The 26,086-nt window shown below is 42.5% G+C and carries 21 protein-coding genes and 1 pseudogene; 2 read left to right on the forward strand and 20 right to left on the reverse strand.

Features of this window, described 5'->3' with window-relative positions:
• Positions 1-18: 18 nt before the first annotated feature.
• From BLR11_RS05535 to BLR11_RS05550, 4 genes are read right to left on the reverse strand one after another with little or no spacing between them, the layout of a single operon-like run.
• Positions 19-2,334, reverse strand: a complete 2,316-nt coding sequence (locus BLR11_RS05535) for a type IV secretory system conjugative DNA transfer family protein (protein WP_245675095.1) — start codon at positions 2,332-2,334, stop codon at positions 19-21.
• Positions 2,327-3,634, reverse strand: a complete 1,308-nt coding sequence (locus tag BLR11_RS05540; protein WP_091649161.1) for a TraB/TrbI/VirB10 family type IV secretion system protein — start codon at positions 3,632-3,634, stop codon at positions 2,327-2,329. The genes BLR11_RS05535 and BLR11_RS05540 overlap by 8 nt, the downstream gene beginning before the upstream one ends.
• Positions 3,631-4,479 (reverse strand): TrbG/VirB9 family P-type conjugative transfer protein, encoded by an 849-nt coding sequence (locus tag BLR11_RS05545; RefSeq protein WP_091649166.1) that lies wholly within the window; start codon positions 4,477-4,479, stop codon positions 3,631-3,633. Before BLR11_RS05545 ends, BLR11_RS05540 begins: the two co-directional genes overlap by 4 nt.
• 5 nt (positions 4,480-4,484) lie before the next feature.
• The gene (locus BLR11_RS05550) at positions 4,485-5,189 is read right to left on the reverse strand and encodes a VirB8 family type IV secretion system protein (protein WP_091649169.1); all 705 of its coding nucleotides are present in this window, start codon (positions 5,187-5,189) and stop codon (positions 4,485-4,487) included.
• Positions 5,190-5,575: 386 nt separating this feature from the next.
• On the opposite strand from BLR11_RS05550, the gene BLR11_RS05560 reads away from it, so the two are divergent.
• Positions 5,576-7,651, forward strand: a complete 2,076-nt coding sequence (locus tag BLR11_RS05560; RefSeq protein WP_091649177.1) for a MobA/MobL family protein — start codon at positions 5,576-5,578, stop codon at positions 7,649-7,651.
• Positions 7,652-7,701: 50 nt separating this feature from the next.
• Here the strand turns inward: BLR11_RS05560 and BLR11_RS05565 are convergent, their stop codons facing one another.
• From BLR11_RS05565 to rpsO, 16 genes and pseudogenes are all read right to left on the reverse strand, one after another.
• Positions 7,702-8,535 (reverse strand): nucleotidyl transferase AbiEii/AbiGii toxin family protein, encoded by an 834-nt coding sequence (locus tag BLR11_RS05565; RefSeq protein ID WP_091649179.1) that lies wholly within the window; start codon positions 8,533-8,535, stop codon positions 7,702-7,704.
• Positions 8,536-8,537: 2 nt separating this feature from the next.
• Positions 8,538-9,626, reverse strand: coding sequence for a type IV toxin-antitoxin system AbiEi family antitoxin (locus tag BLR11_RS05570; RefSeq protein WP_176762888.1), 1,089 nt, complete (start codon positions 9,624-9,626; stop codon positions 8,538-8,540).
• A 345-nt stretch (positions 9,627-9,971) separates the two neighbouring features.
• Complete coding sequence (locus tag BLR11_RS05575) at positions 9,972-10,988, reverse strand: hypothetical protein (RefSeq protein WP_091649184.1); 1,017 nt, start codon at positions 10,986-10,988, stop codon at positions 9,972-9,974.
• Positions 10,989-11,038: 50 nt separating this feature from the next.
• A complete protein-coding gene (locus tag BLR11_RS05580) occupies positions 11,039-12,124 on the reverse strand; it encodes an ArdC family protein (protein WP_091649186.1) in 1,086 nt (361 codons plus the stop codon).
• Between the two features lie 124 nt (positions 12,125-12,248).
• Positions 12,249-12,425: a hypothetical protein gene (locus tag BLR11_RS14105; protein ID WP_165874499.1), complete on the reverse strand. Its 177-nt coding sequence runs from the start codon at positions 12,423-12,425 to the stop codon at positions 12,249-12,251.
• 221 nt (positions 12,426-12,646) lie between these two features.
• Positions 12,647-13,846, reverse strand: coding sequence for a hypothetical protein (locus BLR11_RS05585; protein ID WP_091649188.1), 1,200 nt, complete (start codon positions 13,844-13,846; stop codon positions 12,647-12,649).
• 27 nt (positions 13,847-13,873) lie between these two features.
• Positions 13,874-15,091, reverse strand: coding sequence for a ParB/RepB/Spo0J family partition protein (locus BLR11_RS05590; protein WP_091649191.1), 1,218 nt, complete (start codon positions 15,089-15,091; stop codon positions 13,874-13,876).
• Positions 15,092-15,095: 4 nt separating this feature from the next.
• Positions 15,096-15,845, reverse strand: a complete 750-nt coding sequence (locus tag BLR11_RS05595; RefSeq protein ID WP_091649193.1) for a ParA family protein — start codon at positions 15,843-15,845, stop codon at positions 15,096-15,098.
• A gap of 149 nt (positions 15,846-15,994) precedes the next feature.
• Entirely contained in the window at positions 15,995-16,432 is a 438-nt protein-coding gene (locus tag BLR11_RS05600; RefSeq protein ID WP_091649196.1) for a DUF5348 domain-containing protein, read from the reverse strand.
• A 248-nt stretch (positions 16,433-16,680) separates the two neighbouring features.
• A pseudogene (rlmD, locus tag BLR11_RS05605) lies at positions 16,681-18,067 on the reverse strand (23S rRNA (uracil(1939)-C(5))-methyltransferase RlmD).
• 13 nt (positions 18,068-18,080) lie between these two features.
• Positions 18,081-19,388, reverse strand: coding sequence for a thymidine phosphorylase (locus BLR11_RS05610; RefSeq protein ID WP_091649197.1), 1,308 nt, complete (start codon positions 19,386-19,388; stop codon positions 18,081-18,083).
• Positions 19,389-19,412: 24 nt separating this feature from the next.
• Positions 19,413-20,588 carry a phosphopentomutase gene (locus tag BLR11_RS05615; RefSeq protein WP_091649200.1) on the reverse strand — a complete coding sequence of 392 codons (1,176 nt, stop codon included), beginning with the start codon at positions 20,586-20,588 and terminating at the stop codon, positions 19,413-19,415.
• A gap of 19 nt (positions 20,589-20,607) precedes the next feature.
• Positions 20,608-21,156 (reverse strand): NUDIX hydrolase, encoded by a 549-nt coding sequence (locus BLR11_RS05620; protein WP_091649203.1) that lies wholly within the window; start codon positions 21,154-21,156, stop codon positions 20,608-20,610.
• Positions 21,157-21,168: 12 nt separating this feature from the next.
• The gene (dut, locus tag BLR11_RS05625; protein ID WP_091649206.1) at positions 21,169-21,618 is read right to left on the reverse strand and encodes a dUTP diphosphatase; all 450 of its coding nucleotides are present in this window, start codon (positions 21,616-21,618) and stop codon (positions 21,169-21,171) included.
• A 10-nt stretch (positions 21,619-21,628) separates the two neighbouring features.
• The gene (locus BLR11_RS05630; protein WP_091649208.1) at positions 21,629-23,806 is read right to left on the reverse strand and encodes a polyribonucleotide nucleotidyltransferase; all 2,178 of its coding nucleotides are present in this window, start codon (positions 23,804-23,806) and stop codon (positions 21,629-21,631) included.
• A 171-nt stretch (positions 23,807-23,977) separates the two neighbouring features.
• Positions 23,978-24,244 carry a 30S ribosomal protein S15 gene (rpsO, locus tag BLR11_RS05635; protein ID WP_091649210.1) on the reverse strand — a complete coding sequence of 89 codons (267 nt, stop codon included), beginning with the start codon at positions 24,242-24,244 and terminating at the stop codon, positions 23,978-23,980.
• A gap of 283 nt (positions 24,245-24,527) precedes the next feature.
• Here rpsO and BLR11_RS05640 point away from each other — a divergent pair, with 283 nt between their 5' ends.
• The gene (locus BLR11_RS05640; RefSeq protein WP_091649213.1) at positions 24,528-26,039 is read left to right on the forward strand and encodes a dihydrolipoyl dehydrogenase family protein; all 1,512 of its coding nucleotides are present in this window, start codon (positions 24,528-24,530) and stop codon (positions 26,037-26,039) included.
• Positions 26,040-26,086: the final 47 nt, after the last annotated feature.

The following is a 26,086-nucleotide window of genomic DNA, read 5'->3' on the forward strand; positions in this document are numbered from 1 at the left end:
GTTTCACTTCCTTCCTGCTCATGGCTCTTGATATTCATAAGAAAAGTCCTTGGCTTTTTCCTTTTGGCGTTTTTCTTCGGCTGTAGCTGCCAATAAACGATCTCGCTCTGGATATGGATTATCCCTAATGAGATCACTAGCTACGGGAGCAGCTACTAGTTTTTTTAAGAAAAAACCATTTTCATAATACTTGACCTTATCCGTCAGCACCGGCGGACTACCACTTGCCACAATGATTTCCCGATCCCCAAGACGCTTAATTTCATCTGCCGTCATAAGCGCTCTGGCCGTTTCTGACTTTGAATAATTCTTATTCGAAAACCAGCCGCTACTTGAAACACTTTCCACGGTAATAGTTTTATTGCCAAGAAGTGACTCCGTATATTTTCCGGTATCGTTATCATTTGGTGCATAAAAAATCTGCAAATGACAGTTCATCAAAATCTGATTGTCTTTCCCGTAAATCCCGTTAATCTGTGGCAATCCCTGATTGATCAAAAATACCTTCATACCATAACCGGCAATATAGGAAAGCGTTGCGGCAAAGGACTGCAAATTTCCCAAGGATGAGAATTCATCCATCAAAAAGAGGCATTTATGCTTATACAAGGTTTTGGCTTGTCCGTTTTCATAGGTACCGATTTTCTTGGCATGATGCTTTACCATCATTTCAAAAAACAAGCGGAAAATTGGGGCCAGCCTCAAAAGATCAGAAGGTGGCGTTACCAAGTAAAGGGATACTGGATTTTTGTAATTCATAAGGTCATCGATACAGAAATCGCTGACCGATGTGTTCTTTGCAAGTGTCGGATCAAGATATTCCTTCAGTGCTGTATTTGCTGTGGAAACAATGCTGCCGCACTCATTATCTGGTTTTGACAGGATCTCCACAAAGTTCTGGTAAATGATTGGATGGACGTTTGGCATGTAGTCCAATGACATTGCATCTGGATAAAGATCCTTCATATCTTCTGGCGTAAAATGCCGTTTCACATACGATTCACTACCTTTATCCCACTCCACCAGCTCAATGCCTTCATCCGGAACATGATCAAAGGTCTGCAGCGCTTTCAGTGTATCTAAAAATCCCTTTGCATTTACTTTTTGTACCAACTGCCCGTCCAAATTTTCCATGACCGGATTGCCGTCTTGATCAAATTCTGGAACGATATTCGCTTTCATAAAAGCGGCCACCGTATAAAGGTTCGGCACATGCGGATAATGCTCTGGATCACCATAATGCGCATACATCAAGTGCAAAATAACAACTGTGATCACTGTTGCAGCATTGGCTCCCCAATGATCAAGACTTGCTTTTCCTTCGTAATTTGCCAAGATATACGCCAAGTTCTGTGCTGCCGGAACTTCAGCTGCCGTTCCAATCGGAATTTCCTCTAATGGATTCCACCGGGCAGAGCTTCCGTCCAGGGCTGTTGGTTCAAACTTGATAACCGTATGCCCCATTCGCTTTCGATACCCTGCTGTAACACCCCAGTTTTCACTTTTAATGTCATTGACGATGACACTTGACCTCCAACCGCCAAGGAGTGTCGGAATAATCAGCCCTACGCCCTTACCAGAACGTGTTGGCGCGATGACCGCCAAGTGTTTATTGGAATTATCCCGCAGGTAAAAATGCGGACAGGAAATATAGAACTGCAGCAGTTTTTTGTATAGGCATACCCAAGGATATACCGTATAAAAGTCATATTTTTGTGGCTCATATTTCGGTGGATGCTCGATCTTATGTTGCAAGCCCCGCAGCCGTTTTTCTAGCTGCTGCCTCGATACAGTTGCATCTCCCGGTATTTCTTCCAATTCACTCTGCACGATAACCAATTGATTGCTTATGCGATCCATCTTTTTATCTAATCGCTTATCAAAATCCATCTCAGCAAAAGAAACTTTCTCCTGCTTAATTTTTTCTACCGAACGAAGAAGGTCCGTAAACTTTCGCGTAAGTGCATTATCATAGAGCCCTACGACTACGCCACTAGCTGAAATCAGATCCATGCCTAAAATATCCTTGTACTCCCCCCAATACGCACTGCCATGAGAATCTAAGCGTCGCGGTGGCTGCAAAACAAATAAGAATAGAAGCCCGACAAGAAATCCCCCATAAATATATACATAGGTTTGTTTGAATAAATCTGGTATATAGGAATGGAAATGTTGAAACCAGCTGAAATATTTCCATGGATAATAGTAAAACTGCCCATTCATTTGAAATGGCGTTCCGAGTAGAGGATCATACTGCACCAGTGCAGCCAGTTTTTGTGTCGCTGTCCACAAACCAGCAAAGGCTGGCATGAAAAAGAAAAATACCCTAATCACGGTATGCTCCTATCGCTAAATCCTGATTGACGAAAACACTAAACTGAAAACCCGGTTCAATCTCAATTGTCGGATTCACATTGGCATCCTTATCCATCAGCTTTTGCCCTGTTTGAAGGATAGATGCAACCGCTCCGGAAACAGCTTCTTGCCCAGGACTTCGACTATCACTGCCGGAGGTATTTCCTGTTAAACTTTGCGCTGCTGCGCTAAGGAGTGTACTGAAAAAGGCAGTTTGATACAACTTACCTCGATGCTCATTGTATTTATCCATCAAACCCGGATAACCGGTACCGTCAATTGCCTGTTGATTGGGAAGCGTAAGTGATGCACCATTAGGTAAAATAATACGTTTAAAAACCACACTAATTCTCTGATTACCAAGACCGCCAGCAACACCCGTTGTCCCAATAATCCGACTGCCCTGAGGAATCAATAAATGCGTTCCAGTAAGGCTGTCGTAAATATTTTGCCGAACCTGCGCTACAACATCACCATTTGGGACATCACTTGTTACACCCGTGAGAAGCGTTGCCTGAATCACTGCCCCGGCATTTAAAACATAACTTCCTGTGTCTTGCGGTTCATCATCGGAAAAGGAGTACGCAGTTGGTATCGCTTGTATTTTTGATGTACCTGCCACTGCTGTAGAAATTGGTGTAACTTCTGGCGTTTGCCCTTGCGAAACAGCTGCTGCAATTTTGAAAGCCAATGCACTGCTATTAATAGCCGGTTGTACTTTTGCTGCTTTTTCCTCTTCCGCTGCTGCATTGTCCCGGTAACTACTATTCGAGGATGCTGCTACAGGCGTTGTTGGAACATATGTTACTGCGGCTGGTCGACTGGTTGCTGTACTGGCTGGTTGATATGAATTCTGCGCTCTATTTGGTGAATTTGTCACCTGCCCACCTTGTCCCCCATTGCTATTCAGGTCATTCCCTTTATTTTTCTGATACTTACCGATCTCTGAATACTTATCTGGAAGCTGCTCTGCCGGTGTTGCGGCAGTTGCAACACTTTGACTAGAAAGCGGTTTATCCGCTTTCTCTTTTGTCCCGAAAAACGTATTGCTGGCAGCTGCCGTGATCGCACAAAGAAGGACGGCTCCACCCGTGACCATAATGGCTTTTTTCTTTAAGGTTTTCGCCCGACTTTCCGGATCATCGTCATCCGAAAAATCTATTTCACCACTCTCCCCTATCTCTTTTTCTGCCTTTTCATCAAGTGTTTCAGTTTCCTCTTCTTCAAAATCTTCATCCCGCTTTTTATGAAACAGGCCTTTCACCTTGTCAAAAATCACTGTGCATCACCACCCGCTGAAATTTTTGGCAGACTAGATTCTTCTTTTTTCGGATAAATATCTACATAAACATTGGCCGAATAATACAGTCTGGCATGCGTAAACACACGATCTGCAATGAAATAGGCCCCATGAATCCGGTAATTTACGAGGGTCAGTTTCTCTTTGTCGGTGCTTTCGATATTGTAAAGGACCGGCAGATCATACTTATTGGACTTTGGCATCCGAATATAGGTCCGTGTTCCATCATCAAAAACCTTGCGTGGAAATAAAGCTGCATCCGCTTTTTTGCTGCCCTTGGTTTCATAGGAATAGTTCATTGTTTTAGCTACATAACGCCCATCAACTTTTTCTGTGAAAATATCTAGAAATTCTTTTTCTTCGCGATTTTGATAAACTTCCGCATTTGCCAGTTTTCGATACATTTCTTCTGGATAGTCCCATGAAATGACGGGATTATATGTATCCGCTGATGATACCGCTAAACGATAAGAACGCTTATCCGTATTGATGATAAAATTTGTGCCAATATCCGCAAACTTTGGTTTTACATAAACATGAACGGTACTATCTACACTAGCCGTCTCAATGTTCCAGCGCTCTGTATCTCCGGCTAAGACCCCCACTAACTTTTCATTCGGATGCAAAGAAATATCCGTCACGTGTCCAAGCTGTACATATACTTGATACACACTGCCCTCGTTATAGTCATACATCAGTTTAGATGCAGAAACATAGGCATCTTCTGTTGTGTAAAAGGCTTTTTGCTCAGCAAGGGCAATCAGGCTGGATGAATACATCGAAACCGCTACAGCTACCGCGATAAAAATTTTACGATGGTTCAAAGCGATCACTCCTTGCTTTCATTTTCTTTACTTATGGCTAAATCCTTAATTTTCAGGCCCAACGGATTAATGAGTAATTCTTCTTCTTTGCTCTGCGGTTCAATAGCAACAGAAAAGAGTGCGACATAGCTGACTTTTTTTCCCGTTATATTGCCGCTAATGGCGTATTCTTCTTCTACCCAGCGAACTTGATATGTTGAATTTGATCCCGGCTGCAATTGAATCGAACGGATCTGCGGCTGCACCGTCATGCGACCAAGGAGCCCCACCGGATTATCTTTTGATACGATTGCATTTATTTTCTGTGCCGCTTCCTGCGTCATAAAATGCCGGGAGCGATTCCAATTGTTTTTATATTGGACCGGATCGAGCGGAATCGTTCTTGTGTCAGCAATGAATTGCGCCAAAAAGGTTTTGATTTCGGCCTCCTGTGGTTTATAGTTGGTTGCCTTTAATTGACCGCCAGTTTCTACCTGCCCCGTGGCATTGTCCACGCGAACGACATACGTCTTATAATTTGCTGTTGTCGCAATGAAAATAATGGAAAGCACACAGATGATCAAAAGCACGAGATACAGCAAGTTCCTTTTTTTCGCCACATCTTTATCTAAGGCCAAATTATATAAGTCACTCTGAAATGTTCCTGCAGCTTTTCGGTCAAATACCTCTGTTGGTTCTCCTTTTGGGAAAAATTTAGTTTGCGGTTCCATATATTCCACCTCCTTTACGGTGAAATATTATCATTATTTTAATAAAAAGTAAATAATAATATTTGTGCAAAATAGTCGTAAATAAAGCATTTGTAGTAACAATTTAACCTAAATTCAAATAAAATATATTTTACATTCACAAATAAAAACCATATAATATAAGTAGAAAAATGAATCAACGGCGAGAGCTAAAACCCATAATGCGCATTTACACAAAACTCTAACGAGCTTTGTAGCGCCACCCTCCAGCTGGACCGGATTGCTGCCTCCGGCAGACGGCTTTGCCGTGCTTTGTTTTCCTGCGGAAAAACGAACCGAAAAATTTTTACAAATTTTAAAAAGAAAAAGCAGCCCTGAAAGATTCGGAGCTGCCAAAGGAAAGAACTATGGCCCATTACTATTTTGAAAATACACCTCATGGCACGCGAAAAAACGGCACCAAACTAAATACCAAAACCCATTACGACTATATCTTCCGCGAAAGCGAATATGCTCATATGGATAATCGCGAGGAAGATTTAGCTTTTACTTCTTATGGGAATATGCCGAGCTGGGCCGATCATCCGGGGATGTTTTGGGAAGAAGCAGAAGCCCACCGTGACAAGCCTGATGGCCGCGCTTATCGGGAATTTCGATTTGCCCTGCAAGAAGAATTTACCCTTGCTGAAAACATGGAAATTATTGAGCAACTTTTAAAAGAAACCGGCATCAAGGATCGCCATGCCTATTCCTATGCCATCCATGATAAAACTGCCACCTTTGACAAGGAGCATCGAAACATTCACTGCCATCTGATGTTCAATGAAAAAATTATTGAACGCGACCGGCCACTTCCACCTGACAAATTCTTCAATCATTATGCGGTCAATCGCTCTGGTGAACCAACGCAGGGTTATCGCTCATCTAGAGAATTCATTACCAAAGAAATGACGCTTCATTTACGTAAACGCTGGGCTGAAATGGTTAATGAAAAGTTTCAAGAAAAAGGCCTTTCCACTTCTATCAGTGAAAAGACCTTACAGACCCAACGTGAAGAACTGGTTTTATCTGGAAGAAATGAGGAGGCAGAACTTCTCAACCGAACTCCTGCCCCACACCTTGGCAGTGCTTACCGAAATCCAGTTGTGATGCAAAAAATTATGAATCAAATTGAGCAAATCGATCACGAATCAGATTTCCCTGAAACTAGTGAAGAAACAGACATATCTGCTCTTTCTTCCAAAGAGCAAAACGTCTTAATTTTTGCCAATGATGCTTTGCTCCGCCAAGTTGCCCGACAAATACAGCAAGAACGCCTACGTCTGCAAAAGGCTCAGGATATAGAAATAGCAAAGATTGAAGCAGCAGAAATCATGGAAGAACCGCTCATTATAACCATTGGCGATGTATATTCTTATCTCAAAGAAAAAGCCTCTAATTACCAAACACTAGCTGATGATAAATTAGCTGCCTATAAAGCCTTGAAACCACATATTCTTAACGATCAACAATTGCGACTTGCTACACAGGATAAGGCCTTGAATCATCAGTACGATAAAACACGCAAAGCCTATGCAAAAACGGCTAAGGAATTGCAACGTACAAAAGAGCTGGCTACTTCCCTTTATGGCATTCCTGATAAAACGCATGAACTGGCCGAATGCAGCAAAAAAATAAAGCTGCTTACCGAGGAACGCAATGTTCTTGGTAAACAACTCAATGCTTATCGCCGCGCTATTGATGGCGACGCCAAAGAAAAAATTAATGATATTTTTAAAACGTTACAGCATGAAAATGCTGAAAAACAGCTTCAGAACAACCGGCTTTATGCCGAATATCTTTCTTTGAAAAAACAGACCGATAGATATGCTGATGCTGCGAAAAAACTAAGCACGGAGAACATGGACATGGTACTTTTCACCGATAGGCTCCCGGCAACACTAAACCGCAAGTGTAAAATTGACGGTATCCAGCCTATTTCTAAGCTCAAAATCTTGGTTTATAATGGTGATTCTTATGCCCTTTTAGCACAACTTCGGGCTCAAGAAAATATAGATAAGAGCATAGATAATCGCTGTACAGTGACAGCCGTAAAGCTTGGTGATAATATAAGCCGTGGCACCGTTCCAAAATATGAAATTCAGGTGATGACGAACAACAACAATAAGTGGAAAATCCATAGTGCTTCTATTCCGATCAAAAATGATGCTACACCTGAAATTATCCGACTCTATACTCTTCATGAATCACGGCAGCAAAATGCAACTTTACAAAATAATTTAGTAAGGCATTCTCATCCTATTTTACAGACTGCCCGCAATGATCAGAAGCAGGCAATTTCATCTCATGTTGCTTCACTCGCTGAAAAGCTTATTTCAAAAGAAAAGGACATCCATTTGGACGCCCATTGGAATAATGAATCTGAAGTTAAAGACAAAACAAAAATTGCTGAAGAAAAAATGTATCAGGGATGGAGTTTATAACCTATAACTTTCAAAAAATCATAGACTTTTTAGTTTTTACCAATTACATCTTACAACAATCGATCTAATAATTCGCCAATTTGTTCAAATGCATCTCGTTTAACAATCTCTATTTCTTCCATATCAACCAACTCTTGAAAATCAGCAACATCTTTAGGCCCTGCATGATTAGGTGTTGCGAACTTTTCTTTGAGCTTCCTAATCATCTCTTTAACTAAACCATGATCTTTATATGGTAAAAAGTCTTTCACCAATTCCTCGACACCGCCTGGAAAATGTTTGATGCAAAAATAAATATCATACGCATCCTTAGCTTTCCCCCGTCCCAGCGCTGCAGCTTTCATAGCTAAAAAAGGAACTATAGATACAACTTTTATTCGTCCAGTATCAAATGCCCCATCAGGTCTCCTTGCTTCAATTGTTATTTCTACTGCAGGTATTTCAAACGCAAAATTACCCCCAGTAGCTTTTAGTGCTTTAAGGCCTTGAATATGTTGACTCTGCTTTCGTTCTGAAGTACCTCCGTACTTTCCCGCCAAAATATCTAAATCAACGTCATATTTAATCTCATCCACTACAACACTTTTAACAAAAGTAAAATACTTTTCTTTATCTTTCCGATAGCCATTATCTATCAGAATCTTTTCGATTGTAAAATACGCAGCCTCTTCAAGATTTAAATGATTTAAAAGTATATCTACATCAATACTTCCGATATGATCTTCCCCTGGAAAATATAAATCAGGTACCCAACCACCGACAACTAATATATCGTCCTTATAGGCATTTAATATATTCATTATTTCAATAAGAACCCTATGTGCAGCCTCTCTTTGCCCACCAGAATAATCAGTTTGTGAATGCAAATCTTCGTCTTTAATCAAATTTAGAACTCCCTCTCCATAATTGCATTTGCAGCTTCTTCCCCACGTCCTTTTAAGGCCAATAAATCCAAACAAACTTGAATTGGTGATGCCACTATAAGTTGATTTATATTACGCACATTCAACATTGTACATGGGTCATAAGGCACAATTATTGAAACATTTGAACCGCTAGTGACCTGCTTGCAATCCAATGACAAAACTGCTTCTTGTAAATCCTGATAAGGTATATACACATGAACTTTATTATATCTGACCGTAGGAGAATATCTCACCGCTCCAGAAAATCCTGTAACTGCATACTCTATCCCCGTCTTTTCTTTCAACTGAATGAGCTTTTGTTCAAATTCTTGAACAGAGTATTTAGTATAGTATTCATAAGTCATATTAGGTTTCGAATTATAAATTTGTGCCCACTCAGTAATTATCTCTTTAGGTTTAGCAACAAAAAAACCATCTTCATCGCTTGCTATATATTCTTTTTCTTCCAAATATCTTTTAATATTAGCAACCTGTCCAATACTTGACTTGGAATAATCTGACAATTCCTTCATTTTCCACCTTCTATTAGGCGTCTGGAGTAACTGTCTTAAAATTACACTCGACTTTACAGCTCGCCTTTCAAAAATTGACGTATTTTTCCCTTTACTCTCTCTATATTTATTGGGTTTTCCTTCTACACGAATATATATCCCATCATATATTATCAGACAATTTCCAGATAGATCAATGAAGCCCATCCCAAACTCCTCGCATATCTTACTAGATGCTGGAGAAATATAGGGAGCTGCAAGTAAATAATAAGGCTTTTCATCTTCATTATTTACTTGCATTTGCTCCTTTAATGAAAGTAATTGCGCTGCGGCCTTCCTAATATATTTAGGCTCTCCATTGCTTTTTACTTCGCATATTATCCTTAAGCTTCTAACGTCATTAACATTAGCAATAGCCTGAATATCATAAGCTTGATGTTGGCTAGTAAATACTTGTACATCGTTTAAAATAGGTACACACTCTAGCACTCTGAGCAATTCTTCCTGAATTAAGAATTCAATTTGCATACCATCTAATCTATTTATTTCATTTTTCATCCAAATCACGCCTTTCACCATTCCGGTGAAATAATTATATCAAGTGAAATTGTTTTTTGCAAGACAATTTCACCTATAAGTCTATTTTCACCATTGCGATGAAAATAGACTTATAGGTGAAAATTATACCCTATCACCAAAATATACAGTTTCCCCTTCAAAGGTAAAACAGCCGAGTAATATTTTTTAGAAAATATTACTAAACCACACCTGCAGTGCCAGCTTGTTATGGGTTAACCTTTTTAAAACTCAGATTCAGGTTTTAATCCAAAGTTTTGAAGCAAATAAAAAGATCTGTCATATGCGGCAGATCTTCTTTCTGCATTTATTTGAAATATCTATCCATCACAAAGATCGTTCCCGTTCATGTTCCTGACTACGCACATTCCCCTTTGATTCAATACGGAGAAGTACTTTCCTTGGCTTTTTAATATTACTTTCATTATCAGAAACCTTATCTTGGACGGATGCCACGGTTCTTCCTTTCTCTGGCTCATTTATGCGTTGAACAGCCGACTGCTGTTGTTCTGCGGTCTGCAATTTTTCCTGCTGCTCCTTTTCTACAGCCTGCCGTCTCTTTTCTAATGGTGAAAGATTTAAAACTTCTTCTTTCTTCGACTGAAGATATTGGATTCCCTTGTCAAAAATGGATGAAGTCTTTTGAATCGCCTGATCCATCATGCTATAGGCTTTATCCCGAACTGCCGTTTTTATTTTGTCTGGCATTTCCTGAATACCAGTATAAACCTGCTTTACCTGTTCACGTGCCTCTTTCCACAGAGCAGCCGCGATAACCGGCTTTTGCCAATGAATACTTTCACGAAGGTTTTCTGTATCAGAAATAAACGTTTTGCCTTTTGCCATTAAATCTCGCAGATTCTCTGGCGAACTACCTTTTGTCTGTTCCTGCATCCGCTCAATAATATGCTTGATTTGCTCCATTTCCCGCTGCACTTGCCGCTCACGCTCCACGAGTTTTTCATATTCCGTTTGCAGAAAAATACTGGCTTGCTGAAAGGAATCTACTGTTTTATCCGAGGCAGTCATAATATCCTGCTCAGAGCTTGTTTTCTCCTGTACGATCTGTAAATTCTGGAGATTTTCCTTAATAACCTCATGTTTCGGCTCATATTCTAGCCAAGTTTCCGGCGATGGTGCATATTCCTGTTCTGCCTGCGAAAACTGATCCATCTTTTCATACAAAGTATCAGAGGCCTTACCAATATCACGGCGCACGGGTTCCGGGGATTTATCCACCGTAGCCTGTACGCTTTTTTCCATATCCTGTTTTAGGTGAGTAGCAAGATTACCATAATTCTGCGCATCAGCTTCATCAATCATCTGCCACAAATCCTTTTCCATAACAATTTTCTCCCTTCAAGTCCAAAAGGTGTCCATTATGGACCCCCTAATCATCGTGCCAATTCTGCCTGTTTTGATTTATCCTTTATCGAAACTTGCAATTTTTGTTTCCGTTGCTGCCGTTTTTTCTTCTCCATTGCCCGATCCGCAATCTCCTGAAACGGCGATACCTTTGTCGATTTCTTGACCTCTTTACTAAGCAGTACTTCCTTGCCATTTTCCACCGCTTTTGATGCTACTTGTTCAATGCCTTTCAAAAGCATGTTCTTCTCAATGTAATCGGCCATTTCTTGTGCCTTAGAAGCTGCCCTATATAATTCATTGGGATCATCTTTTAAAACCTTTGCCCAAGACTGTAGATATGCGGCATGATTCTCATAATGCTTTTCATCAAATTTAATCCCATATTGCTGCTGCAAAAACGTAGAAGCAAGCTCTGCCCGTAATTCCTCTTTGGCATATTCACTTTTTTCAAAATTGAACATGTCACGGTTCATCCGGGTAGAATGTCCTGTACTATGAGCGATTTCATGCGCACAAGTCGCATGAAAGCCATCCAGTGTCTTAAATTTTTCTCGCGGCAATACATGGATTTCATCTGTCGTAGGACTATAAAAATTCCGATTGTTCTGGTCAAATAAAATTTTTGCCTCACTGTTTTTTAGCATATTTTCCATGTATTTATTCTTCTCATTCTCATCAATGGTCACAGAATATTCCGGAGGAACCCCTTCCATTTGCTGTGCATTAAATACCGTATAGTATTTAACTATGGGACAATCTAAATCTTTCAATTTCTTCTCTTCTTCACCGGTTTCTTGATTTACTTCTTTGACCGTGACCGATTTCGACCAAAATTCAATATGTGTCCCTTTTTCGCCTTTTTTGACCTGCCAGCCTTTATCCTGCGCCTGTTTATACGTGCACCAGCGACTATCTGTATAACCTTTGTCCTCTGCTGCGATCATCAGGCGCATGCGATTGAGCCCTCGATAGGATGAACCAAGGGCCATATTATGCGCTGGTTTGCCAAAGTGTTCAGAATCCCAAAAGAATGGCTTTCCTGCCTCAATATCTTTTATTACTTTTTCCACAAGAGCATTCCGCTGCTCTTGCACATGCTCTGGTAACGCCATATCCTCATCCCCTAACGTTTTGCGTTTTCCTCATCGGATTCTTGCGCCAATTCTGCTTGCTCTTCCTCGGTCAACACTTGTTCATTTAGCTCCATTCCGTAATCTTCCATCGATTTTTCCGCCTTCATCGCACTTCACCTCCTGCTTTTGGTATCTTTTTTATTACAATTTCGACCTTTTCCTCATCAAATTTCAAACTCAAAACATAGGCATTATCATACCAAATAAGTTCGTTATCCTTGAATACGCCTCGATTGGTCGATATAATTCTTCTCCCATTTTCAATAAACTCCACCCTCATTCAATCCACATCCTTGACCAGCACATTGATTTTCCCCATAAAAAATTATTACAAGCCGAATCGGGTGTCCATTATGGACCCCCAAACGAATCGACGTATCCTAAGAAGCAGGGGCAAAATCGGTCGTTTTTATACGACAATGCTGGCCCCACCTACCCCAAGATTAAATTTGCCTACAGTCAGTCAAGGTGTCCATAATGGACACCTTAAATTCCAGACATTCACACCGGACTCTTTTCATCCTGCTCTTTTTTATATTTTGCAAGAAAAGCGTGAAATGGACTATTTTCAGGAATTTCAAATTGATTGGCTTCCTCTTCTGCTTCTCGTTCCAGAGCAGCTATTTGTTGCCGTTCTATCTCCGCCATTTTTTCTCGCATAGCAGCTTTCTTTTCCTCCTGAAGCTGTTTAAACGCAGCTGGAGCATCAACATATCCTTCCCGCAACGCCATATGCAGCCAACCTGCAGGATTATTTATCTTCCCCTTTTGCAATGCCTTTTTCAAAAGTTCCCATTGCTGTTCAACTGCCTCAAGACCGTATTCAGCAATAAATTTCTTTGCAGTAGCAAGCGTAATACCATAACTTGGCATTACAAAAAGTAAGCGATCCAGTGAATTTTTTATGTTAACCATATCTCCAACAACAGTTTCCTCATTCCTGTTTGTTGTTGTTTTTTCTGAGAATTCTCTGTTGTTATTCTCTGGTATTGGTGAGGACAGATTGTTCGATTCCATAGGGACAAAATGACCGGATGGATTTGGACAACTTGTCCCTATGAAACGGTCATTTTGGGCATTCTCCGCCAAAGGACCCGACAAGCCTTGAATTTCCTCATAAGGACAATTTGTCTCTATGGATTGGTCACCAACGGAAGCATCTCCCACAGTATCCGCGAGCCCTTGATTTTCCTCATGTGGACATTTTGTCCCTATGGACTGGTCACTAACAGCAGCATCGCCCATAGTACCTGCGAACCCTTGATTTTCTTCATGTGGACATTTTGTCCCTATGGACTGGTCACTAACGGCAGCATCATTTTCTCCTGATACATCTGGCTCTGATTCTTCATGATTTTTCGTTTCCGGCTCCTCCTTTTCTAGCCCTTCCAACGCAAGATAATCAATCGTGTACCACTTTGTGCGATCATAGCCTTTTTGATTGTAGTTGCCAGAAATAACCAATTTTTGCTTCTCTAAGTTGGAAATCGTCCGCGATAAAGTCTTCTGTGACCAAAACGGAAATTGCTTTGACCAGTCCGCCATGGTGTTATACACCCATTGCCGACCATCGATAATATTTTTACTGCGGTCCACCCAATAATGCAGTTGCTGTATAAAAAGCGCTTCATTCAAGCCGATTTTTACTGCAAGGCTGGGCAGGCACATCAAAGGAACCTCATTGATCAATAATTTACTCATTTTCTTCGCTCTCCCAACTGCAGATCATTAATTTTTCATGGTATTTGCGACTTGAAAGTTTTTCGAATGCTCACAGGGCCGATCACAATCATCACAACATTCTTTGCATCGTTCCGGGCAATGAGATTCATCTAAATAAGCCAAAACATCTTTTATAACCTTGATACGTGCCTGCCACTCCTGACACTCTTCTTCTGTTTTATCAGCAGTTTCTACGGAAAACCGTTGCTCGGCGTCTTTTAATTTTTCAACGATTTCTTTCTGAAACCACATTTTCGCAGCAGTATCTTTATCTGTCGCTTCTTGCTTTTGCACAGGTGGTACAACCTCATCAGTAGAATTAACACCGTCATTGCTTATATTTTTATCTGTATTATTTTTTCGCGTTTGATCGAACAGTTTTGTCTGCCCCTCATCCTCTAATTCACATTCTGTCGGGCTCTCTTTTACAACAGGAATAGTGTCATTTTTAGGCACAACGATTTTTTTCTTTTCCTCTTTTACCGCCTGTACCGTAACTTCTTCGCCCCGATCCTTAATTGCCTCAATTACTAAATTTTGTTCTTCTTTATCCATGCTTGCGAGTTCTGCTGCAGCCGTGGCTGTAATATTTCCTGAATCAATCTCCACCTTAACTTCCTCTGAAACCTTCCGAATCGCTTCTTTACGCTGCAAGGAAGTCTCCGAAATGCCAAGGATATTGGCAAAATAAGGCCTAAACTTACCATCAATATTTCCAGCCGCTTTCTGATAATCATAAAGTTTCTTGATAATGGGTTTAATCAATGCAATTTCATCCGCTTCCTGCGAAGGTGTCAGATTTCTGCGCTGCCCTTTATTCGGAAACACGATATTCAACGTTTCCATTTCATCATCTGTTATGGCATCCTCAAAATCATTGATGATTTCCCGTGTAATGGTCGGAACCATCGGATCATCTATCAGTCCCTGTTCCAAGCGATACAGCTGTGCCAAGCGGCGGCGATGGCCGCTGGTAATCATAAATCGGCCATCCTCCATCGTCTTTAAAATAATGGGCTCTATATTATGAGTAAGCTGGATCATCATCGCCAGTTCTTCAATATTATCCAAACTATACTTTTCATTTTTAGGATTCGGCACCAATTCATGAACGTCTCGCATGATGATTTCTTCCGTAGTGTTAAGTTCCTTACCGCTGCTCTGTCCTGGCTGAGAATTTTTATTTAAAAGCTTGGCAATTAAGCTTGCTGACTGTTTTTTCATGATTTTATTCCCCCGCTAAAAGTTCTTTGAAAAACTGTACAAGATCCCGCGCAAAGCCACAATTAGGCGAATACTCAAAAATAGATTTTTTTTCTTCTGCCGATGCTTCCAGCTTATCTTTTGTGTAACGAATTCTGGTGCGAAATAAGGGAAACTGACTTCCTAATAGCTCAATGCAACGGAACCCATGCGGGGTAGAAGAAAATTTATTGAGAAGGCAACCACGAAACCGCAGGGCAGGATTATATTCTTTAATTGCTTCTATATAGTCGGCCATCTGCGCAACGCCGCGAATGCCATAAATATCCGGTGTTGTCACAATAATGACTTCATCACTGGCTACCAAAGCATTGATAACGGAGGCATTAATTGTCGGAGGATTATCGATAAGACATACATCATAATTTGCAGCAACCTTTTCCAATGATTCTTTTAAAATAGTCTGTTGCACAATCTCCTCATCTTTTATGACGGCCACATTGGCATCTAGTAAAGCAGCACCGCTGGCAACAATGTCAATGTTCGAATAGCGCGTAGGCTGGATAACATCCTGAATCTCTGCCTTACCTAGCAAGATATCTGCTAATGATTTTTCTGGATCTGCATCAAAGAACTGTGAATCATTCCCCTGATCGTCATTATCTATGACCAATACTCTTAAATCGCAGCTTTCTGCTATGGCATACGCCATATTAACGGTAATCGTTGTTTTGCCAACGCCGCCTTTTTTGTTGATGAACGAAAATGTTTTCATAAATTTTCAAGTCCTTTCGCTTAACTTTTCTATACAAATCAAGCGAAAATCTGCTATAATGAATCTTAAGAAACGAAATTTGTTTACAGCAAATTTTCACTGGAGCACTATCAGTTAGCCGCTGATAGTGCTTTTTTCATACCCCAACTTCATCTTCCTTTGATCCTTACCAAAGTCCCACCCAGCTTCATATCGGGACGTGCCGTAAAATAATAGTCGCCACTATATTCGATAGACGTTGGAAGCCAGGTCATCCATTCTTCTTCATCTGAGAAATACGGTGCATAAACTTCACAACTACTACCACACGTGAATTCAATGTCTGTGCCTTCCATTTCGAACCTACCGGCTGAATTTCGGACTAAGCGCCCTGTTCTGCTTATGGCCGCATACATGCGCTTTAAACGCCAGTCACTTTCATCGAATGCATTACTACCTAGCCCCAATAAATGCTTTACATAGGTTCTCTCTTCTTCTGTTGCCTTTTCTGGATTGAATTCGTTCTGAATCCATGCTAAATCATCAACCAACGCTCTGATGATTGGAGCAGCCTTTTTAAATCGTTCAATCATGCCTTGTCTCAACATTTCTTTTCCTCCCTTTTGCAAATAAAAAAGACGCCCAATACGAATATTGAACGTCTAATAATAAACTCATTATTTTATTGTAGAATCAAATTCTCTTGACTGACGAAATAAGCAATTTCTTGTGTCTACTCATACTAGGTTGATAACTACCGAGACATTGATGTAGTCCTTAACTACTTTTTTGCGCTCAAAACCATCTTTTTTTACAAAGATGCAATGGCGGTAAAAGTACCGGAAATTAAGGATTTCTACATAGTATGGCGTTGTATCAACGCTACACACTCGACGTGGTGCGTTCTACTAAACAGGTCTACGGGTTGAGCTTTTACTGCGGTGTAGCCGTGTTGCGTCAGGTATTCCAGATCTCGTGCGAGGGTTGCCGGATTACAGGATACATAGACGACTCGTTTAGGTTTTACTCTTGCAATGGCTGCTAATACTTTTTCTTCACAGCCTGCTCTCGGCGGGTCAAGAATAATGACATCGGGATGGATGCCGCTTCCAATGAGTTCCGGCAGTTTATAGGCGGCATCCCCCAGAATGAATTCGGCATTGTGTATTTTATTTTCCCTGGCATTTTTTATGGCGTCGTGAATCGCCGGGGCTACGATTTCTATCCCATATACTTGTTTTGCCCGTTGGGCTAAAAACAGGGTGATCGTACCAGTACCACAGTAGACATCAGCTACGGTTTCATTTCCTGAGAGGTTGGCAAATTCCAAGGCTGTTTCATATAGCTTTTGTGCTTGTTCACTGTTCACCTGGAAGAAAGACTGCGCAGAAATGTTGAATTTCAGGGTTCCAATGGAATCATGAATCGTTTCACTGCCATAAATTTTCTTTGTTTTTTCGCCCAATATAACATTCGTATGACGTTTATTAATATTTTGTACGACACTGGCAAGTCCTGGGATGGCCGTTTTCAGCATGCGTACCAATTCCTTCATATGCGGTACCATATCGCCTGCTGTCACGAGGCATACCATGACTTCTCCCGTATGTACGCCAACGCGGCCCATAATATGACGGACAATACCCGTTTCTTTATCTTCATTATAGGCAGGAATTTTATATTGTTTCATCCATTCCCGCACTACTGCGACAATTTGATTGTTTTGTTCTTTTTGTATGGCACAATTTTCCACATTGATAACACGATGTGTCGAAGCAGCAAAACAGCCTATATCTAACTTTCCTTTTGCTTTGGAGGATACTGGAAATTGCATTTTATTGCGATAGGCCCATGGATCTGCCGCCCCCCAACGTCGGCAGCACCGTTAAATTCTTCAGGTGCCCGATCCGTTCCAATGCATCCTTGACCTGCTGCTGTTTTTCCATCAGTTCTGCCGAATAGCTCAGATGCTGGAGCTGACAGCCCCCGCAGCGATTATAGACAGGACATAACGGTTTAACGCGGTCCTTAGCTGGTTCAAGAATTTTGAGCAGCGTTCCTGTGGCATATTGCTTTTTTACAAATTCGATTCGTGCTTCCACCGTTTCCTTCGGCAGAGCAAACGGAACAAAAACTGTAAAATCTTCATATCTTCCAATGCCTTCGCCATTAGAGCCAAGGCTTTTTATTTCTATTGTATAGGTTTTCCCTTTTTCTACGGGAACTTGACGATTCATTTTCATACATATATCCTCATTACTCTGTAATTATTTCACTTACAACGGGTTTCTGATCCCTGCAAGGTGTTGCTTCTACAATAATCTGGTCCGCACATTGCTGTGCCAGCGTCTGCATATCGGCGCGTGCATTGCCGTACAAGGTAAACAAGACTTCTCCGGCGTGTATTTCATCATATACTTCTTTGAACAACCGGATACCTACTACGGGATCCACGGTGTCCTCCTTGCGGGCACGGCCGGCTCCCATGGTCATCGCGACAGCACCCAGTGCCCGGCCATGAATCGCCGTAATATATCCGCTTTCCGTGGAGACTGCCGTAAATACCTTCGGCGCTTTTGTCAGTGGACGCTTCCCGATCCAGGATACGCTTCCGTGCTGTGCTCCTACAAACTGCTTAAATTTTGCAAGCCCGGCGCCGGAGGCTACCAACTGCTGTATACGTTTACGTCCTTCTGCTTCTGTTTTTGCTTTTTGTCCCATGACGAGCATCTGCGTCCCAATCGCTTCCACGACTGTCATGAGCCGCTTGCCGCCATGTCCTGACAAGGCTTCTACTGCTTCATCTACTTCAAGACTGTTGCCGATAGCAGTTCCCAGAGGAGCTTCCATCGAGGTAATAACCGCGGTCGTAGGCCGGTGTGCCAGTTTTCCTATCTGTACCATCGTATGAGCCAGTTTCCGTGCTTCTTCACAGGTCTTCATGAATGCGCCATCACCATATTTGACATCCAGAACGATAGCATCTGCTCCGGATGCTATTTTTTTGCTCATTATGGAACTGGCAATAAGGGGAATACTTGCAACAGTTCCTGTTGCGTCACGCAATGCATACAAAAGTTTATCAGCCGGTGCTATTTTTGCAGATTGGCCGATAACGGAAATACCGATCCGTCGAACTTGCTCCAGAAACTCTGTTTGTGTCAGTTCCGTGCGAAATCCGGGAATCGATTCCAGTTTATCGATCGTACCTCCCGTAAAGCCCAAGCCGCGCCCGCTCATTTTAGCTACGGGTACACCTGCTGCCGCAACCAAAGGTGCCACAATAAGGGTTGTCGTATCCGCAATGCCTCCGGTACTATGTTTATCTACTTTGATTCCGGAAACAGAGGACAAATCCACGACATCCCCGGAATGAGACATCGCCTTCGTAAGTTCTGTCGTTTCTTCGGCTGTCATTCCGTTGAGATATACCGCCATCAGCCACGCTGCTGCTTGATAATCTGTGATTTTTCCCTGTGTATAGTCATGAATAAAGCGATCAATTTCTGATGCTGTCAGTACTAATCCATCTCGTTTATGTTCAATACAATCAATAGGCCACACCGTATTCACCTCACTATGAAACAATTATTTCAGGTGCTGCAGGAAACTTGTCCCGAAGGTTAATTTTTGCAATTTGAAATTTTCCATGATCGTTTGTCCCAAATCCGCATACGTAGTACGTACTCCCAGGTCTGCCGTCTGCTGTAATGCCGGGCTGTATACGAGCAGCGGAACTTGTTCTCTTGTATGGTCCGTTCCCGTCCACGTAGGATCATTTCCATGATCTGCTGTAATCAATACGACATCTTCCTCATTTAACTGCGGCAGCAAAGCACCTAATGCTTGGTCAAATTCCTCAATACACCGCCCGTAGCCTGCCGGATTGCGTCGATGTCCGTACATACTGTCAAAATCAACCAAGTTTACCATAATGATTCCTGCATCCCTATGGTGTCTTTGCAGCTGTTGACTCAAAATCTGCATTCCTTCCTTGTTGTCAGCCGTATGATACGATTCCGTAAGTCCTATATGGGCATAAATATCACCGATTTTCCCAATACCAACGGCCATAAGGCCCGCTTCGGAGGCATAAGAAAACACCATTTTTCGTTCAGGCATACGACTGTAATCGCGGCGGTCTCCCGTCCGAATAAAATTTCCCTGAACGCCAATAAAAGGCCGTGCAATAATTCGTCCGCATTCATACGGACCTACACACACCTGCCTGCGAGTAATTTCACAAATACGGTAGAGTTCCTCCAGCGGTATGACATCTGTGTGTGCCGCTATTTGGAATACACTATCCGCTGATGTATACACGATGGGGGCCTTGGTACGAAAATGTTCCGGTCCCAGTCGTTCAATAATTTCTGTTCCTGACGCTATTTCATTCCCGATATAAGAATGTCCGGTCTTTTCCGTAAAAGTCTGCAGCAACTCCGCAGGAAATGCATGATAAAAAACGGGGAATGGTCTTTCGACCGGATTCCCCATCATTTCCCAATGACCACTGGTCGTATCCTTACCGGCAGAGATTTCCCTCATTACACCGTAAGAACCGACCACATGATCCGTATGTTGCTGTAATTTCACTATATTTCCCAGACCCAGGCGAAGTAGATTCGGTATATGCATTCCTTCTACGGCTGCATCGATATGTTCCAACGTATTCGCTCCTTCGTCGCCGAAAGCTGCCGCATCCGGAGCATGGCCTGCTCCCACACTGTCCATAACAATAACAATCATCCGTTTGAAGTTCATCAGAATCGCCTCCTGGAAATCATACTCCCCGCAGATAGGGCCGAGCTTTTGCAAAACAAGCAATCGTTTTAGCATCAATAATGCCGCCGTCAAGAATAAGCTGTTCCATTTCTTTTGGCGTATACCGTTCCAGATTTACAAACTCATCCTCATCGAGATGCTGTTTGCTTTGCTTTAATTGCCTTGCCAGATATAAATAAATCTTTTCATCACAAAACCCCGGTGATGTATATACAAACCCCAAAGAAATCAGTTCATCGCATGTGACGCCGGCCTCTTCTTCCAATTCACGGGACGCACAAATATCAGGATTTTCACCATCCATCTCGATTTTCCCGGCCGGAACTTCAAGCATCGGCTGCGAAGCCGCATACCGATACTGTCGAACAAGGATGATCCTGCCATCATCGGTAAGCGGCAGGATAGCGCTGGCACCATGATGCCAGACCGCTTCCCGCGTAGAGGTAATATCACTGTCGTTGATCCGGACCGTGTCCACGGTTACATGAAGGACGCGGCCAGTCATAATTTCTTTGCGGTCAATCATTTTTTCAACACTGATACTCATGCTATTTGCTCCTTACCGCAATCCAGTACTGCCAAAACCGCCAATACGGCTGCCTTGTGCCTGATCATCGCGCGTAATCAAATATTTTACAAATATTCCCTGTCCAATACGTTCGCCCTTTGCAATAGAAAAGGGTTCAGACTGGGTATTGTAATAGGCGATCATAATATGACCTTCATTATCGGGATTATTGTAATAGTCGCTGTCGATGACACCCACGCTGTTGACAAGCATCAGTCCGTTCTTAATAGAAATACCCGAGCGGATATGAATTGCCAAATATTCATCGGCTTCCATGTAGGCTTTCAATCCTGTCGGCACAATAGTTACAGCCTGCGGAGCAAGGACCGTATCCTCCGCTGCTTCTATATCGTAGCCCGCACTTGCCGCTGTCTTGCGGACAGGCAGATGAATATGTTTCCCGGCATATGTCGTTACAATTTCAAAGCCTCTTCCTTCCATAACTCACACCTTACTTTCTGTCACGGTATTCCCGATTGCCGCGGGGACTATGATTACTGCGGGGACCGCGGTCGCGATCACGGTGAAAAGAAGAAGTATCTTCATTTTCACATCCCGGCAGCAATGCCTTGCGCGACAAATTGATACGGCCCTGTCCATCAATTTCCACACATTTGACCATGATTTCATCACCGATATTTACTACATCTTCAACTTTTTCTACCCGTTCTTTGGCAAGCTGGGAGATATGGACTAACCCTTCTTTTCCCGGCAGTACTTCAACAAAAGCACCAAAAGCCATGATTCGAGTTACTTTCCCTACATATGTTTTGCCTACTTCGACATCCTGGGTCAGACGTTTCACCCAATCCTGTGCCTTTAAACCGCCTTCTGCATCGACTGATGCGATATATATAACGCCCGTATCATCAATGTCAATCTTAGCACCTGTTTCCTCGGTGATCTTTTTAATGATCTTGCCGCCAGGTCCAATGACATCGCGGATTTTATCCGGATTAATATGCATGGTGATAATACGCGGTGCATACGGTGACATTTCTTTTCTTGATTCCGGAATCGCTTCAAGCATTTTTCCCATAATAAAGATACGGCCTTCATGAGCCTGTTTTAATGCCTGCTGCAATATTTCACGGCTGAGACCTTTGATTTTGATATCCATCTGAATCGCGGTAACACCTTGCAGGGTCCCCGCTACTTTAAAGTCCATATCGCCCAGTGCATCTTCCATCCCTTGAATATCCGTCAGGATAGTAAAGTCATTTCCCTTGGTAACAAGCCCCATAGCTACACCGGCAACGGGAGCTTGAATAGGCACTCCTGCATCCATCAGTGCCAGCGTACTGCCGCACACACTGCCCATCGAACTGGAACCATTCGATTCAAGAACTTCCGATACAACGCGGATAGCATACGGAAATTCTTCTTCTGTTGGCATAACCTGTGTCAGTGCCCGTTCAGCTAATTTGCCATGACCGATTTCCCGGCGTCCCGGTCCACGGGAGGATTTGGTTTCTCCCACGCAGAACGACGGAAAATTATAATGATGCATATAACGGCGTTCTGTTTCCGTACCCACTCCATCGATGTGCTGTGCTTCGGACAGCGGTGCCACCGTAGCAATACTCAATACCTGTGTCTGTCCGCGCGTAAACAATCCCGTACCATGAGTCCGTTTGAAAAGACCCACTTCGCAACTGACAGGACGAACTTCATCGACACGCCGGCCATCCGGACGAATCTTATCTACAGCAATCATATGACGAACGATTTCCTTGATCATTTTCTGGGTAATTTCAGCAACTTCCTTTTCATTATCCGGATAGATATCTGCAAAGTGTTCATAAATATCAGCTTCTACAGCATTCATTTTTTCTTCACGAGCCATTTTATCAGCATCACAGATAGCTTCCTTCATAGCCGCTTCACCATATGCATGGACAGCTTCTACAATATCTGCATCCGGTTCTGCTTCCACAAATTCCTGCTTAGGCACGCTGATTTCATCAAGAAAACTATTTTGGAATTCAACAACCTTTTTGATTTCTTCATGAGCAAACATGATAGCATCCAGAATATCGGCTTCCGGAACTTGTTTGGCTCCCCCTTCTACCATAAGGATAGCATCTTTTGTACCGGCTACCACAATATCCATATCACTGACTTCATTCTGTGCCACTGTCGGATTGGCTACAAACTGACCATCCACACGGCCTACACGGACGCCGGCAATCGGACCAGCCCAAGGCAACTGGGACATCGCCAATGATACGGAAGCCCCGATCATGGCGGCTACTTCCGGCGCATTGTCCGGGTCTACACACATATCATAAGCAACTACATGGACATCATGACGATACGTTTTAGGGAACAGCGGGCGAATCGGACGATCAATAAGACGAGCAAATAATGTAGCCGATTCAGGTGGTTTCCCTTCTCGTTTAATAAAACCGCCGGGAATTTTCCCTACGGAATACATTTTTTCTTCATAATCAACGGTTAACGGGAAAAAATCCGCATCCGGTCTTGCATCCTTTGAGCCAGTAGCCGTAACAAGTACTGCTGTATCACCATATCGTACCAATGCAGCACCGCTGGCCTGCTTTGCCAACTTACCCGTTTCAATAATCAGCGGGCGGCCGGCGAAATCCATTTGGAATACTTTTTCCATTCCAATTCCTCCTCTAATCCATTCAAAATTTTAATCTTAACATTATAATTTTACCATTAAATAAGTTTATATGAAAGTAAATTATAGGCCTTTTATCTTTTCTCCGGTAATAAAATTTTTTTTATCAGCGAAAAAGGCCGATGCATACGCATCGGCCTTAAATGGGCAAGATTATTTACGCAAGTTCAGTTTTTCGATAATTGCACGATACCGGTTCAAATCATGCTTTTTCAAGTATTCCAGCAAGTTGCGGCGCTGACCTACAAGCTTCAGCAAACCGCGGCGGGATGCATGATCCTTTTTGTGGCTGCGAAGATGTTCCGTTAAATAGATAATGCGGCTGGTCAAAAGAGCTACCTGCACTTCCGGAGATCCCGTATCATTTTCATTTGCGCCGTATTTGGCAATAAGTTCTTTCTTTTCTTCTACATTTAACATAGTTGTTTCCTCCAATAAAATAGTATTCGCAAAATGCTAAGTGAGCGTCGGAGTCTTCGACACACCTGGCACCCGTACGACATATGTATTATACACTATCCCGCTGCTGATGTAAAGCACTCCGGTCCGGCAGCTGCGTCCCTATATAATTCACTTTATATGTCAAAAAAGCAGGTCCATCGTTCCTGTTCCTTGCTAAAAGAGTATAATAAATCGCTATGGATGCCTTGTAAAATCTCCCCCCATTAAGGTATACTAAAATCGTATGGAAAGGAGAATCACTATGAAAAATTATGATGTCATCATCATCGGCACAGGGGCTGCCAACATCGTCGCTGATGCTGCCGCCCGCCAAGGCTTAAAAATCGCAATCATTGAAAGAGGACGCTTCGGCGGTACCTGTCTCAACCGCGGCTGCATTCCCACAAAAATCATGGTAACAGCGGCTAATTATATACGAGAATTTCGCGAAGCTTCGCAAATCGGCGTTCTTTCTGAGCATGTCCGTATGGACTGGCAGGTTGTTTCCAAACGTTTATGGAAAAAGGTAGACGAAAGTCATGCCGTCAAAGAGTATTATGCAGCTATGCCTACCATCGATATTTATGAAGGAACGGCTTCTTTTATTGATAAAAAGTCTCTCCATATTGAAATGAATGATGGTTCAGCAGCTGAAATCAGCGGCAGCAAAATCATTCTCGGCATTGGTGCCCGCACCAACGTACCGGCTCTTCCCGGCTTAGAGGAAACAGGTTACATTACATCCGAATCCTTATTCGGCACCAACTATCCACCGCAGCCTTATAAAAGCCTTATCATCGTAGGGGGCGGCCCTATCGGCTGTGAATTTGCTCATGTATTTGATGCTGCCGGAACAAAAGTAACTATCGTGCAGCACAATGTCCGCCTGTTGCCAAAAGAAGATGAATCTATATCGCAATATGTCCTGGATGCTTTTCATCGTTATGGAATTCAAGTCTTTCTCAATCAAGATACGGTGTCTGTACATATGGAAAAAGATAAAAAAGTTCTCTCCTTCCGCAATCGTACTACCGGAGAAGAACAAGAAGTATCGGCTCAGGAAATTCTTATTGCTCCCGGCATTGTGCCTATGACCGATCTGCTTCACCTGGAACATACGGATATCTCACTGGATAAGCGCGGATATATAAACACCAATGAATTCCTTGAAACGAGTGCCGAAGATATTTGGGCGCTTGGCGATGTAAACGGTCTGGCCCCCTTCCGTCACAAAGCCAATTACGAAGCAGAAATTATTGCGCACAATATTTTTTCGGGAAACGAACCGGATACCTGGCGCTGGGCTCAGTACGAAACAGTTCCGGCTGTAACCTATACCTACCCGGAAGCTGCTCACGTAGGACTGACGGAAAAACAGGCACGTAACGCAAATTATGAGATCGACATTGCCATTAATCATTTTTCAGCTTCTGCCAAGGGATACGCTATGGGTTACGAACCAGGCGACTCCAATGATGGCTTCGTTAAGCTTGTGATCGACAAAAAAACGAAAAACATATTAGGAGTTCACATCATCGGGCCGCAAGCCTCTATACTTCTCCAGCCTTTCATCAATCTTCTCAGCTGCGGACAGCTTACTGTGGAAGTGTTACATGAAGAAATCGCTTCCCCTGCCGTGAAAATGCTGCGTCATAAAAAATTGACAAGAAATCTGGACCCTCATTCGGTTATAACGATGGGAGAATCGATGACGCCCCACCCTTCTCTTTCAGAAGTTACTATGTGGACGCGGTATTACTACGAAGGAAAATAACAGCATAAAAAACAGGCCTGTAATACGGCCTGTTTTTTATGCTGCAG

It is taken from the genome of Megasphaera paucivorans, assembly GCF_900103535.1.
GTDB lineage: Bacteria > Bacillota > Negativicutes > Veillonellales > Megasphaeraceae > Megasphaera_A > Megasphaera_A paucivorans.